7 protein-coding genes are annotated in these 12,802 nt (G+C 61.0%); 4 read left to right on the forward strand and 3 right to left on the reverse strand.

Annotation, left to right across the window (positions count from 1 at the left end):
- The first annotated feature begins 41 nt into the window (after positions 1-41).
- The gene (locus JQ624_RS17065; RefSeq protein WP_212420063.1) at positions 42-1,004 is read left to right on the forward strand and encodes a tripartite tricarboxylate transporter substrate-binding protein; all 963 of its coding nucleotides are present in this window, start codon (positions 42-44) and stop codon (positions 1,002-1,004) included.
- Between the two features lie 48 nt (positions 1,005-1,052).
- Here the strand turns inward: JQ624_RS17065 and JQ624_RS17070 are convergent, their stop codons facing one another.
- Together JQ624_RS17070 and JQ624_RS17075 are read right to left on the reverse strand one after the other, a co-directional pair.
- On the reverse strand, positions 1,053-3,341 hold the full coding sequence (locus JQ624_RS17070) for a VCBS domain-containing protein (RefSeq protein ID WP_249129870.1): 2,289 nt from the start codon (positions 3,339-3,341) through the stop codon (positions 1,053-1,055).
- A gap of 654 nt (positions 3,342-3,995) precedes the next feature.
- A complete protein-coding gene (locus tag JQ624_RS17075; protein WP_249129871.1) occupies positions 3,996-9,161 on the reverse strand; it encodes a VCBS domain-containing protein in 5,166 nt (1,721 codons plus the stop codon).
- Between the two features lie 481 nt (positions 9,162-9,642).
- Between JQ624_RS17075 and JQ624_RS17085 the strand changes: the two genes are divergently transcribed.
- Both JQ624_RS17085 and JQ624_RS17090 read left to right on the forward strand, forming a co-directional pair.
- A complete protein-coding gene (locus JQ624_RS17085) occupies positions 9,643-10,299 on the forward strand; it encodes a FecR domain-containing protein (protein WP_212420065.1) in 657 nt (218 codons plus the stop codon).
- Positions 10,300-10,408: 109 nt separating this feature from the next.
- Entirely contained in the window at positions 10,409-11,287 is an 879-nt protein-coding gene (locus JQ624_RS17090) for a tetratricopeptide repeat protein (RefSeq protein ID WP_312014437.1), read from the forward strand.
- Here the strand turns inward: JQ624_RS17090 and JQ624_RS17095 are convergent.
- Positions 11,256-11,540 (reverse strand): tripartite tricarboxylate transporter substrate-binding protein, encoded by a 285-nt coding sequence (locus JQ624_RS17095; protein WP_212420066.1) that lies wholly within the window; start codon positions 11,538-11,540, stop codon positions 11,256-11,258. The genes JQ624_RS17090 and JQ624_RS17095 overlap by 32 nt on opposite strands.
- Positions 11,541-11,747: 207 nt before the next feature.
- Between JQ624_RS17095 and dctP the strand changes: the two genes are divergently transcribed.
- A complete protein-coding gene (dctP, locus tag JQ624_RS17100; protein ID WP_212420067.1) occupies positions 11,748-12,743 on the forward strand; it encodes a TRAP transporter substrate-binding protein DctP in 996 nt (331 codons plus the stop codon).
- Positions 12,744-12,802: the final 59 nt, after the last annotated feature.

Here is a 12,802-nt window from a genome sequence, read left to right on the forward strand (position 1 = left end):
AGGACGCCATCGTGATGAATCTCCCTTCCAGAAGCGCCCTCATGGGCCTCGGTCTCCTGATCGCCGCGCTTTCGCCGCAGGCCCATGCGCAATCGACCCCGAAGACCGTGACGCTGGTGGTGCCCTTTGCGGCCGGCGGTGGTACGGATACCGTCGCTCGCCTCATCGGCGAGCGTATGGCGCGCACGCTCGGCCAGACCGTCATCATCGAGAACGTGGTCGGAGGCGGCAGCACGCTGGCCAATGATCGTGTTGCCCGATCGGCGCCTGACGGTTCGACAATCCTGATCAATCACGTCGCGCTGCTCGCGGCGCCCAGCCTGTTCACCAACCTGCGGTATGATACCAAAACGGCGTTCGAGCCGGTCGGCCTCGTCAACAATGCGCCGATGGTCCTGATTGGCCGCAAGTCGATCCCCGGCGAGGGACCGAAGGACCATGTGGCCTGGATCAAGGCGCAGGGCGACAAGGCGAACTTCGCGCATGGTGGTCTCGGGACAAACAGTCATTTGTGCGCGGTGATGATGGGCAATGTGCTCGGCTTCAAACCGACGGTCGTGGCTTATCGCGGATCAGCCCCCGCAATCGGCGATCTGCTGGCGGGGCAGATCGATCTGCTGTGGGATCAGGTGACCAACGCACTGCCGCAGATTCAGGCCGGAACACTGCACGGCATCGCCATTACGTCGCCACAACGTCTCGAGCAGTTGAAGGACGTGCCGACCACCGCCGAGCTCGGCATGCCCGAAGTCAGCTACTCGATGTGGCATGGGCTCTACGTGGCGAAGGGCACGCCCAGGGAAACCATCAATGCGCTGAATTCGGCGCTCCGCGTGGCGCTGTCCGAGCCAGAGCTCCTGGAGAAGATGAAGCAGCTCGGAACCCTGCCATTCCCCGACAACGAGTTGACGCCTGAGGCGCATGTGCGCCTGTTCGCCGCCGACCTGCCACGCGTGGCAAAGCTGATTGAAAGCTCGGGGATCAAGGCGAGCGAAGCGAAGTAAGACGCTTCGCGACGCGGGAATGGCCGGGCTGAAATCGGCGCAGCTCCATCACACCATCAGATCGTGGTGCGCGCGAGTAGTGACATCATTGTCCGGCTGGTTCCAAACGGGAGTGTCGGACCATTGTGCAGACATCTCGATCGTCTGGGCTGCCACTGAAATTGCTGCCGGTCCACTGGTTCCTGCCGCGTGTTCGGGGGAACTGATCGACGCCGGGATGTCCTCTGCAAGGTCGATGACATCCGAAGTTTTTTCGTCGGACATCTTGTCCTTGAAGTGGAACGTGTCGTCGGCGCCGTTGATGGTGATTGTCACCACCTGTGCGGTGCCGTCGATGGTGGTCACCTTAAAGCAGTCGGTCAGCGTGTCGCAGTCGTTGAGGGCCTGCACCTCGCAATTGGCGTTATCGAGCTTGTAGGTCCAGACGCCATCCGCCGTCATCGTGAAGGTGCCATAGCCGGCATCGCTCGCCTTCGGCGCGCATACTGCCGTGAACGTATTGGGCGTGTTGTCGACGTCGGTATCGGTGAGCGTGCCGGTCGCGATCGGCGTACCGTATGTACAAGCGCCAGCTTCGGTAACCGAGCCGGTCGCGGGGCCGCAAATGACGGCGGCATCATTGGCGCCGTTGATGGTGATCGTCACGACCTGCGGAGTGCCGTCGATGGTGGTCACGGTAAAGCAGTCGGTCAGCTTGTCGCAGACATTGAGTGCCTGCACTGTGCAGTTGGTGTTATCGAGCGTGTAGGTCCAGACGCCATCCGTCGTCATGGTGAAGGTGCCATAGCCGCCCGTGCTAGCCTTTGGCGTATCGATCGCCGTAAAGGTGTTGGGAGTGTTGTCGACGTCAGTGTCGGTGAGCGTGCCGGTCGCGGTTGGTTTACAAGATATGGAATTGGCCGCGCCGCCGGCCTCGATGACCGAGCCCTCCTTGGTTCCGCAAATGATGGCGGCGTCGTTGGTGCCATTGATGGTAACTGTCACCAGCTGCGCGGTGCCGTCCAGGGACGTCACCTTGAAAGTGTCGGTCAGCGTGTCGCCGACATTGAGCGCCTGCACGGCGCAATTGCCGTCGTCGAGCGTGTAGGTCCACACGCCGTCCGCCGTCATCGTGAAGGTGCCATAGCCGGCATCGCCGGCCGTCGGGCAATTGACCGCCGTAAAGCCGGGCGCATTGTCGACGTCGGAAGCGGTGAGCGTGCCGGTCGCAGTCGGCAGGTCGCACTTGGTGCCACCGTCCTCGGTCACGGAGCCGGCCGTGGCGCCGGAAATGACTGCCGCATCGTTGGTGCCGTTGATGGTGACTGTCACCGTCTGTGGGGTGCCGTCGATGGTGGTCACCGTGAAGGAGTCGGTCAGCTTGTCGCCGACATTGAGTGCCTGCACCGCGCTGTTGGCATCGTTGACCGTGTAGGTCCATACGCCGGCCGCCGTCATCGTGAAGGTGCCAAAGCCGCGCGCGCTCGCGGTCGGCGTGCTGACCTCCGCAAAAGTATTGGGCGCGTCATCGACGTCGGTGCTGGTGAGCGTCCCGGTGGCGCTCAGCGCGCCCAGCGCGGCGTTGGCGACGCCGCCGGCCTCGATCGCCGTGCCACTGGTGGCCCCGGAGATGATGGCCGCGTCGTTGGTGCCGTTGATGGCGATCGTAAAGGGTTGACTGGCCGAGAGCGTCCCGTCGGATACGGTGATGGTGAAATCCGTGGTGGTCGGCTCAATAAGCGCATTGATCGCGTCATTATCCGGAGCGAACGTATAGGCGCCGGTCGTGCTATCGACGTAAAGCGTGCCGTAGGGACCAGCCCTTGACACATCGTAGGTTACGCCATCGATGACGGTGCTGCCGGCCGTTCCCCCGCTGATGCTGAAGGTCAGCGTCGCGCCGCTGTTGGGGCTGCTGGCAAGGAAAGTGCCGCTTGTCGCAGTGAAGAGGTCGAAGACCGTGGTGTCGATCTCAGTCGGCCCGACTACCGCATTCAACGTCGGCGGCGTTGGCGGTGGAGGCGGCAATTTTCCGAAAATGGTCTCCGGGACCGAGGCGAAGATCGACCCGGGTTGCGCAGGCAAGTCCTGCGCTGGGGAAGAATCATCAATCTGGATGAAATTGATCGGTTGCACAGGTAGCGGCTCGAGGGGAGGAGGCGTGCTCGACCCGGTTGACCCCAGTCCTTTTTCAAAGGTGGCGAGCGCCTCCTGCTGGGCCGCCTGCAACTCCGCCATTCGCGCAGCGGAGTTTGTGCTCAGACTCACGCTGACCGAGGACCCTTGCGAACGCAGGACGATGGTCTGTCCAGGATCATCAACGAGCAAGTGTCGAGGAATCGCCTCCTTGGTGACCAACTCGAATGCGCCATGTTCGAGGTCCTTGTATGTGATGTTGCCGTCGTCCAGGATCGTGACATCAGGATCGGCGGCCTGGGCCTGCTTCCCAAGCAAGAAGGTGAGTGCCGTAAGCCACAGCATGCCGAACCTGCCGGCATGAGCCCGGCTTCGAGAGCCGCCGGTCCCGTCTTGAGCGGCAGCGCAGGTCGCGCGTCCAAGTGAGCCGAACCCGGCCGCAGTCTGAACGTTGCCGATGCGGGGAGGCGGGGCCACAGCGGCCTTACGTTCGTCCCCGGTCCCGGCGTGGGACCCGACGAGCATGGCCCTACCCCGTCTTGCCACTTACCTCGTGCGATTTTTCGTGGTCTGGCTTTTTCCTGCCCATGAGGCAAATATTTAGCGTTGCTAGCCAAGGGGCCAGCCGCAGAAATGTCCTGATTCAACTTAGCCCAATCCATGGCCGATAGGCTTTAGGCCCAAAAGGAGTAATCCCTTTGAACGAAAGAACGCTTGTCAGCCAACGGGTCCGGACCTCAGATCGACGGCCGCCGCACCGCCGATTTGCCGCGCGTGGCCAAGCTCATTGAAAGTTCGGGAATCAAGGCGAGTGAAGCGAAGTAGGCTACTCGCGCGACGCCGAAGTGGCAGTGCTGGAAAATCAGCGCAGCTCCGTCACACAATCAGGTCGAGCGCCGCATGGGCATGGCCGTTCCCCATGTGGCCCCCGCCGTGATTGAAATCGTCAGACGGGTGATGCTTTGGTGGCGACAGTTCAATCAATTGGGCTATCTCCGAAATCGTTGGCGGACCGTTGGGGTCTACCGCGTTTCCGGGGTGGCCGGTCGACGCTGCGATGGGGTCCACCTCTATATCCTCGACGACATCCGACGCCGCAGGGGCGGAAATCTTGTCCTTGAAGTGGAATGTGTCTCCAAGTCCATGCGTATGGGCAGCCGCTGAGCCAGACGCCTCATGGGCCGTTGACGGCTCGGAACCAGGGGCTCCATGCTTGGACGCGGTGTCGTGTTTGTTCAATTCGCCTGAAATCGAATGGTGGTTACCGCTGTGCTCCTGCACTTCCAGGGCTTCGAAGTCCTGCCCGACGTTTGAGTTGACATGGCTCGCATGGCCATGCGCGTGCTCAGTGATCGCGACGTCCTTCACCGTTGGAGGCTCGTGATCGTGCCCTTGCCCGTGATCTTCATTGCTCTGCGTGTTGGAGTGGGTTGCGGAATGGATTTCGGTTTGCGATCGCGCAGTCCGGACATCGTCATCCAGGGTTTGGCTATGGTCGACCTGGGGCGGCGCCGCCATCTCGTTGTTTGGCGCGACAAAATTCGTGACATGCAGGGTAGCGTCGAGCCCCGGCTTCTGATCCAACGCGAGGTTATCTGTCGTTGGCGTCGTGAGGTTAACCTGCTGTACTTCGACTGGCGGTCCACTTGTTGGAGTAGCAATCGCCGCGTCATCATTGGTGGATTCGGTCGAGTATGTCCGGGCTTCGTCGTCGCTGGAAAAGACAAAGCTATCACGCTCGCCGATTGTTCGAACCGTCCAGCTCGCGTCGGTAAGGAGCGCGCCGTCACTGACGGTCCAGTCGGATGAGGCTTCGGCGGCGGTCGCCGTGACGATGGCCTCGTCATCGCTTGCCGCCGTTGCGACTAGCGCAAGATCGACGGGCTCGCCGGCTACCGCAGCTGACGCCGTCGCAGCCGCGTAGACGAAGTCAGATGCGTCAACGCTAACGATCCCCTGCAGATGGATTTCCAGCAGGCCGGAAGCGCCAATACTCAGGGTTTGATCTGTCGGATTGACATACACGATGGTTTCATTCGCCGCGCTGTCATAGATCCAGGCAATGGTGTGCGCCGGCACGGAAGTGCTTGTGGAAGTCAGTGCCAAGAAGGCAAGTGCGCCGAGGGCCGCCAGATCGATCCTGTCAGATCCGGATCTAAAATCGGAGATGACGTCAAACTGGGCCGCGTTTGAATCTGCTACGGACAAATAAACGAAGCGGTCATCTCCATTGCTGCCAGTGAGCTTGTTTGCTCCAAACCCGCCGATGATGGTATCGTTTCCATTATTGGCGTTGATGGTATCGCTTCCCGAGCCTCCGTAGATCGTGTCATCGCCGTCATTGCCTTTGATCGTGTCATTGCCGGAGCCGCCGTAGATGTTGTCCCCTTGGCCGGTACCGTTGAGGGTGTCATCACCGGCACCCCCATAGATTATTTGTCCGTCGTTGCCGCCTCCAGCGATGCTGTCGCCTCGGGGAGTGCCGTAGACGAACGGTGGATCAGATATGACAACCGTCCCCGTGGCCAAATAGTCGAAATCATTGGGGCCTGCGTCGCTGGCGCCGTGGATGGTGATCGTCACCTGCTGTGCGGTGCCGTCGACGGCGGTCACCGTGAAGGTGTCGGTCAGCGTGTCCCCGACGTCGAGCGCCTGTACCACGCTGTTGGTATCGTCGAGCCTGTAGGTCCACACGCCAGTGGCCGTCATCGTGAAGGTGCCGTAGCCGCCCGCGCTCGCGGCCGGTGAGCTCACCGCGGTGAAAGTGTTGGACGTATTGTCGACGTCGCTATCGGTAAGCGCGCCGGTCGCGGTCGGTGTACCGGGGGTGGCGCCAGCCTCGATCACGGAGCCGGTCGTGGTGCCGGAAATGACGGCTGCGTCGTTGGCGCCGGTGATGGTGATCGTCACGAGCTGTGCGGTGCCGTCGATGGTGGCCACCGTGAAGGTGTCGGTCAGCGTGTCGCCGACATTGAGCGCCTGCACCGTGTTGTTGGCGTTGTTGAGCGTATAGATCCACACCCCGGCCGCCGTGATCGTGAAGGTGCCGTAGCCACCTGCGCTCGCCGTCGGTGAATTCACGGCCGTGAAAGTGTTGGGCGAATTGTCGGCGTCGGCGTCGGTGAGCGTGCCGGTCGCGGTCGGCGCGCCGGGCGCGGCATTGGCGACGCCACCAGCCTCGATCACGGAGCCGGTCGTGGTGCCGGAAATGACGGCTGCGTCGTTGGCGCCGGTGATGGTGATCGTCACGACCTGTGCGGTGCCGTCGATGGTGTTCACCGTGAAGGTGTCGGTCAGCGTGTCGCTACCGGTGCCGCCAACCAGCACATCGTTACCTGGGGGACTGCTCAACGTGAGGCCACTCGCAACGTTCGTGCTGCCCACAAGGTCAACTTGCAGGCTGGTCGTTGCCGTATCGCCGTCACCGTCGACTGCCGTCACGTCGAACAGCAGATCGGTGCTGGGGATCGTCGTTCCCGCGCTGTATGTGATGTCGTTGACGGTAAACGTGGTGTTGCCGGTTACTGCGTCATCGTACGACACCCTTATTTGATTGAATTCCGATCCAACGTAGAGCGTATAGGTCGAAGTTGCGGGGTCAAAGGTGTACGTGTTTACAAGCGCGGGATTCGACGTCTTTTCTACCAGTATGTGGGCGTCGCCGGATGGCTTTGGAATGTTTATGTTGAAGTCATGGATGTCGGTGGCGCCATCATAGACCTTGAAGACGACGTCTGCAGTGCCGTTTCCTTGCCACTGCGTCAGATGGAAACTGACGTCCGTTTGCTCCGGTGTGAAGGTCAGAAGCAAGGTCTCCTGTTGATCCATTTGCAGTCCGGTGTCACCGACCGCGATGCCATTGTTCGACGCTTTGACGTCAGCAGGGATACCATTGAAATCGCCGGTGATGACGAGTAGACCGTCCGGCGCGGTGAGGGACGGCTGGCCACTGCTGGATGCTCCGAAATCGGAACCGCTCACCGTCGTCTGCTGCAAGAAGCCGACGGTTTGGATGTCAAAGGTGTAAGTTCCGTCTGGATTGATCAGCAGCGTAAAGAATGGATCGCTTAGCGTCCCGCTGGTATCGGTGAAGAACGCATTCAGCTTCACGCCGCCGCTCACCGCCTGGGTCGTGTAATAGAACGTGTAATCGTCACCATTCCCGGTCACGTGTACCGACGTGATGCCGCCGCCCAGATCCGTTGTCGCCAGATTGTAACCATTCACAGCGCCGTCGTGGATAGCCACGCGCATCGCGCTGTCACCATCCGCGCCGAAACTGACGTTGTACGTGCCGCTAACGACTTGATTGTCCTTGGCGACGATAGTTGCGTGGTCGAAACCTCCAATCGTCGGGCCGTCGTCGGTGATAGTCAGCCGGCTGCCGAGATCAAGGCTTGCCGTCTGGAAGTCGCCGTCCTTGTCGGTGATCGTCGCCGTCAGGTTCACAATCCCGGCGGTCAGCGACACGCCTTCTCCGCCGTCCGGGTTGGTGCCGAAAGGCTGCCTCACCGCGCGGTACTCGGTGAAGGTCATGAGCCCCGTCGTCGGATCAAGCGTGATGGTGAACGCCAGCGGACCGCCGGTGGTGCCGACATGGCCTTCAATGGTGTTGCCGTTCAGGACCAGCACGTCGGCCTGGCCGGTGTGCGAGTCGATCAGGCCCGACGCCATACCGTCGCCGCCGGTGATCGACAGCGCATAGCTGATCGTCGCACCGTCCACTCCCTGAACCGAGGTGAACGCCGTTGAGAAGTTGCCTGACGTTGTGGTCAGCGTCGCGTCCGGCGCCGAGCCGGCGATGTTGTCGTCCGGCGCCGTCGCCGTCAGATGCGTCTCGCTCAGCGTCAGCGACGGAGCCGTCCCCATCGCCGCAATCAACGGGCCGTGGATCGTGATCGTTACCACCTGCGGGGTGCCGTCGATGGTGGTCACCGTGAAGGTGTCGGTCAGCGTGTCGCCGACATTGAGCGTCTGCACATCGAAGTTGTTGTTGTCGAGCGTGTATGTCCACACGCCGGCCGCGGTCATCGTGAAGGTGCCGTAGCCGCTCTTGCTTTTCGTCGGCGAACTCACCGCCGTGAAGGTATTGGGTGGATCGTCGACGTCGGTGTCAATGAGTGTGCCCGTCGCGGTCTGCGTGCCAGGCGTGGCATCGACGACGCCACGGACCTCGATCACTGAGCCGGTCGTGGTGCCGGAAATGATGGCCGCGTCGTCGACGCCGTTGAGGATGACCGTGAAGGTCTGACTGGCTGACTGAGAGCCGTCCGACACCGTGATAATGAAGTTGTCGGTGGTCGGCGTCTTCAGTGCATTGATCGCGTCATTGTTCGGAACGAACGTATAGGCGCCGGTCGTGCTATTGACGTAAAGCGTACCGTAGGGACCAGCCTTCGATACACCGTACGTCACCCCATCAATTACGGTGCTGCCGGCGGTTCCTCCGCTGACGCCGAAGGTTAGTGTGGCGTTGCTGTTGGGACTGCTGGCAACGAAAGTTCCGCTCGTCGCGGTGAAGGCATCAAACACCACTGTGTCGATTTCGATTGGCCCGGTGACCGCATTCAGCGTCGGCGGCTCAGGCGGCAACTTTCCGAAAATGATCTCGGGAGCTACGACGTTGATCCACTCCGGCGGTGGGAGAAAATTTGGCGTTGTGGGGGCGTCGGTCTGAATAAAATTGATTCGTTGCGCCGGCAGTTGATTGACGAAGGGAGGTGCGCTCGACCCGGCCGGCCCCAGTCCTTTCGCGAGGTTGGCAAGCACGTCCTGTTGGGCCTCCCGCAGCTCCTCCATCCGGGCACGGGTATTCGCGCTCGGGCTTACGCTGACTGAGGATCCGATCCTGCTTAGGACGATTGTCTCCCCAGGGTCCTCGACGATGATGTGCCGCGGGACGGCCTCCTTGGTCACGAGTTCGAACGCACCGTGCTCGAGGTCTTTGTATGTGATGTTGTCGTCATCCAGGAACGTGACGTTCGGGTCGGCGGCCCGGACCTCCTTCATAAGCGAGAACGTCAGTGCTGTGAGCCACAGCATGCCGAAGCCACCGGCATGAGCCCGGCTTCGAGGATCCTCGCCTGGGACTTGAGGGGTAGTGCTGGTCGCACGTCTGAGGGTGCCGGGACTGGCCGCGGTCTGAACGTTGCCGATGACGTGGGGAAGCGGGGCCGCAGCGGCCTTAAATTCGTCCCCAGTCTCGGCGTGGGACCCGACGAGCATGGCTCGAACCCCCGCCCCTCGTGCGAAAATTTTCGTGGCTTGGCTTTTGCCCAGCCAATGCGATCAAAATATCCCAGAGATCAAAATATTACGGCGGTCCAGCCGCAGGCTTGCAAATTACCCCAATGCATGGGCGTTGGCTTTAGGCTCAAAAGGAGTAATCCTTTCGAGCGGATGATAGATGATGCCTTTGCCCCGATATAGGGTCTAATGTTCGGGTCCAATGTTGCCTTGGCCTTCGGTTCAAAGCGCCGGTGAGCGGTCGCTCGGACGAGATCTTCTCGGGAAAGGGGGGATCATGCGCACGCATGTGGTTGCCGTATGGGTGACAGGTTTCCTTCTGGCGGCAGTCGGGTCCTTCACCGGGCCGGCGCACGCGCAGCAAGATTCCGCCAGGCCCGCCGTTCGGGATCTCGCATCAAAACCAATTGGAAAAGTTGTTGTCGCCACGGGTTCGGTCACACTCGAACGTGCGAGTGCGGCGGTCATTCAGGTGAGCACCGCAGGTCAATCTGGTCAGGCGAAGGTTGGTGATTTCGTCTATCAGGGCGATGCCGTTGCAACCGGCGCCGATGGCCGGGTCGGTATCAACTTCACCGATGGCAGTTCCTTCAATCTGTCGCACAACGCGCGCATGGTTTTGGACGAGTTCGTGTACGATCCAAATAGTACGTCCAACGCGAGCTTGTTCAATCTGACCAAGGGCACCTTTACCTTCGTCGCGGGCAAAGTCGCGAAGACCGGCGATATGAAGGTCGACACTCCGGTCGCGACCATGGGCGTTCGAGGCACCACGCCACGCGTCGAAATTTCGGATGACGGGACGGTGAGATTTTCCACGCTCATTGAAGAGGGTAAGAGCAAGGTCGCGAGAAAGCCGGCAGCGCCAGCGGCGCAGCAGCCCGACCAAAAGCCTTTTCCCAAGTCAAATCTGAACATCTGTCGGGGGTGCTAGGCCCGTTCCCGGCGCAAGCCGTTCGCGGTGCGAGAAATTATCGGTCAACCAGATCCGGGCGTGCCGCGTTCAAGCCAACGGCCGCCCATTCGCTATTTCCAACATCGGAATGCCGGATATGGAATCGAGTGCAAGCGGGCGCATCATCCACGGCGTGGCGCCTGTTTGTGCCTTGCTGCTGCTCGGGTCACTGGCTGCCGCGCAGAGCCCGAAGAAGAGCGACTATCTCGGCAACATCGAACTGTGCAACGGCTCGGATCGTACGTCGCTTGCAGCCCGGATCGATGGGTGCACGGCGCTCATCGATTCCGGTCAAGGTACGACGACGGCGCTTGCCATTGCCCATAACAATCGTGGCAATGCGCATACGGCAAAGGGAGACTTTGACCGCGCCATCCTTGATTTCGATCGATCGATCAAGCTGGATCCAACTTCTGCCAAGCCCTTCAACAACCGCGGTGCGGCTTACTTGCGGAAAGGCGAATACGACCTCGCCCTCAAATCTCTCGATCAGGCGATCAAGCTGAACCCGAACTACGGCAGGGCCTTCGTCAACCGTGCCGGAGTCTACCTGAAAAAGAACGAGTACGATCGCGCGGTGCGGGACTACGACGAGGCAATTCGCCTTGAGCCCAATCTGGAAGCCGCGTGGAGCGGACGCTGCTGGACCCGGGCCATCCTCGGCTCGTTGCAAGCGGCGCTTGAGGACTGCAACAAGGTGCTTCAGTCCTGGCCGAACGATGCCGCAACGTATGACTCGCGTGGACTGATCCACCTGAAGATGGGCCAACTCGGCGTGGCCATCGACGACTATAGTTCTGCACTGCGATTTGATCCGAAGCTGGCGAGCGCGCTCTATGGGCGCGGGCTTGCCAGGCTGAAGAACGGCGACAAAGCTGGCAGCGAGGCCGATTTCTCCGCGGCAAAGACGATCCAGGCCGGAATCGATGACGACTTCACACGCTACGGCGTGCGCGGCAGCGACTAGTCAGCCGGCGCTTCGGATTACGGCAACATCCGGATTGGACTGAGGCCAGGGTGCTTTCTTTGGCCATCCGTTGGACGACTTCCGGCGGCATGTCCTTGGGTGCGAATAGGCCGGACCAGGTCGATACCTCATAGCCAGGCAAGCCTGCTTCCGCGGCAGAAGTTAGCTCGGGGAACGCCGCCACTCGTTTTGGCGCTGTGATCGCGAGCGACCGCAACACGATCCCAAAATTGTTCAGGCATCGCGGACACATCGTCGCAAGGTCATCGGCCGGCGCTGGCCATGGCCGGAATAATACGTTAGTTGCATTTGGCCATGGAAGCGCGGGGCTCTATAGCGCCGTGGCGCACCGGTGGCTAAGGTGAAAATTGGGCGCGGCGGGCGATCTTGGCTATTGTTCGATCGACCAAACGCGGCGGCGCACCCGCTGCCAAAAAGAGACCTGTGGAGGAGGAACAAGATGAGGAAAGTCTCGACAATATTGCTCGCTGCGACGGCGGCCTTCCTGCTATTGGGGCCGGCTCAGGCGCAAGTGACGCTGAAAGCCTCGCACCAATTTCCGGGCGGCAAAGGCGATCCGCGTGACGAGATGGTGCAGATCATCGCCAAGGAAGCCAAGGCGGCCAATGTCGGCCTCGATATCCAGGTCTATCCGGGTGCCTCGCTATTCAAGCCGAACGACCAGTGGAACGCCATGGTCAACGGCCAACTCGACATCTCGTCATTCCCGCTCGATTACGCCAGCGGCAAGGTGCGTGCCTTCGGCGCCACTCTGATGCCTGGTCTCGTGCGCAGCCATGACCGCGCAGCGCGCATGGCGAACTCACCATTCATGAAGGAAATCAAGGCCAAGATCGAGAAGGCCGGCGTCATCGTGCTCGCCGACGCCTGGCTCGCCGGCGCTGTGGCCTCCAAGAAGGGTTGCATCCGCAAGCCGGAAGACATCAAGGGCGTGAAGATCCGCTCGGCCGGCCCAACGTTCGCAGCCATGTGGCAGGCGGCAGGCGCTTCGATCGTCTCAATCCCGTCGAACGAAGTCTACAACGCGCTGCAGACAGGTGTCGCGGAAGCCACCGATACCTCGTCCGGCAGCTTTGTGTCGTTCCGCATCTACGAGCAGGTCAAGTGCATCACCGCTCCGGGTGAAAATGCGCTGTGGTTCATGTACGAGCCGGTGCTGATGTCGAAGAGGGCGTTCGACAAGCTCAACAAGCAGCAGCAGGACGTCCTGCTCAAGGCCGGCAAGAAGTCGGAGGAATATTTCGCGAAGGAGAGCAAGGGTCTCGACGACAAGATGGTCAAGACCTTCCAGGATAACAAGATCGAAGTCGTCACCCTGTCGGCGGCTGAGTACCAGGCCTGGCTCGATGTGGCGCAGAAAAGCTCCTACGCGGAGTTCGCCAAGGAAGTGCCCGACGGCAAGAAACTGATCGACGAGGCACTGGCAGTGAAGTAACGCTCCTTTGGAAAAGATCGGCCGGCCCGTTCGCCGGCCGATCCCTTTGCGCTCACAGG

The organism is Bradyrhizobium sp. AUGA SZCCT0283 (assembly GCF_018130385.1).
Taxonomy (GTDB): domain Bacteria; phylum Pseudomonadota; class Alphaproteobacteria; order Rhizobiales; family Xanthobacteraceae; genus Bradyrhizobium.

Excerpts from the sequence above, each read along its gene's own strand:
- JQ624_RS17065 (WP_212420063.1), top strand. The coding sequence starts at position 42 with ATGGGCCTCGGTCTCCTGATCGCCGCGCTTTCGCCGCAGGCCCATGCG.
- JQ624_RS17075 (WP_249129871.1), bottom strand. The coding sequence starts at position 9,161 with ATGCTGTGGCTCACAGCACTGACGTTCTCGCTTATGAAGGAGGTCCGG.
- JQ624_RS17085 (WP_212420065.1), top strand. The coding sequence starts at position 9,643 with ATGCGCACGCATGTGGTTGCCGTATGGGTGACAGGTTTCCTTCTGGCG.
- JQ624_RS17090 (WP_312014437.1), top strand. The coding sequence starts at position 10,409 with ATGCCGGATATGGAATCGAGTGCAAGCGGGCGCATCATCCACGGCGTG.
- JQ624_RS17095 (WP_212420066.1), bottom strand. The coding sequence starts at position 11,540 with ATGTGTCCGCGATGCCTGAACAATTTTGGGATCGTGTTGCGGTCGCTC.
- dctP (WP_212420067.1), top strand. The coding sequence starts at position 11,748 with ATGAGGAAAGTCTCGACAATATTGCTCGCTGCGACGGCGGCCTTCCTG.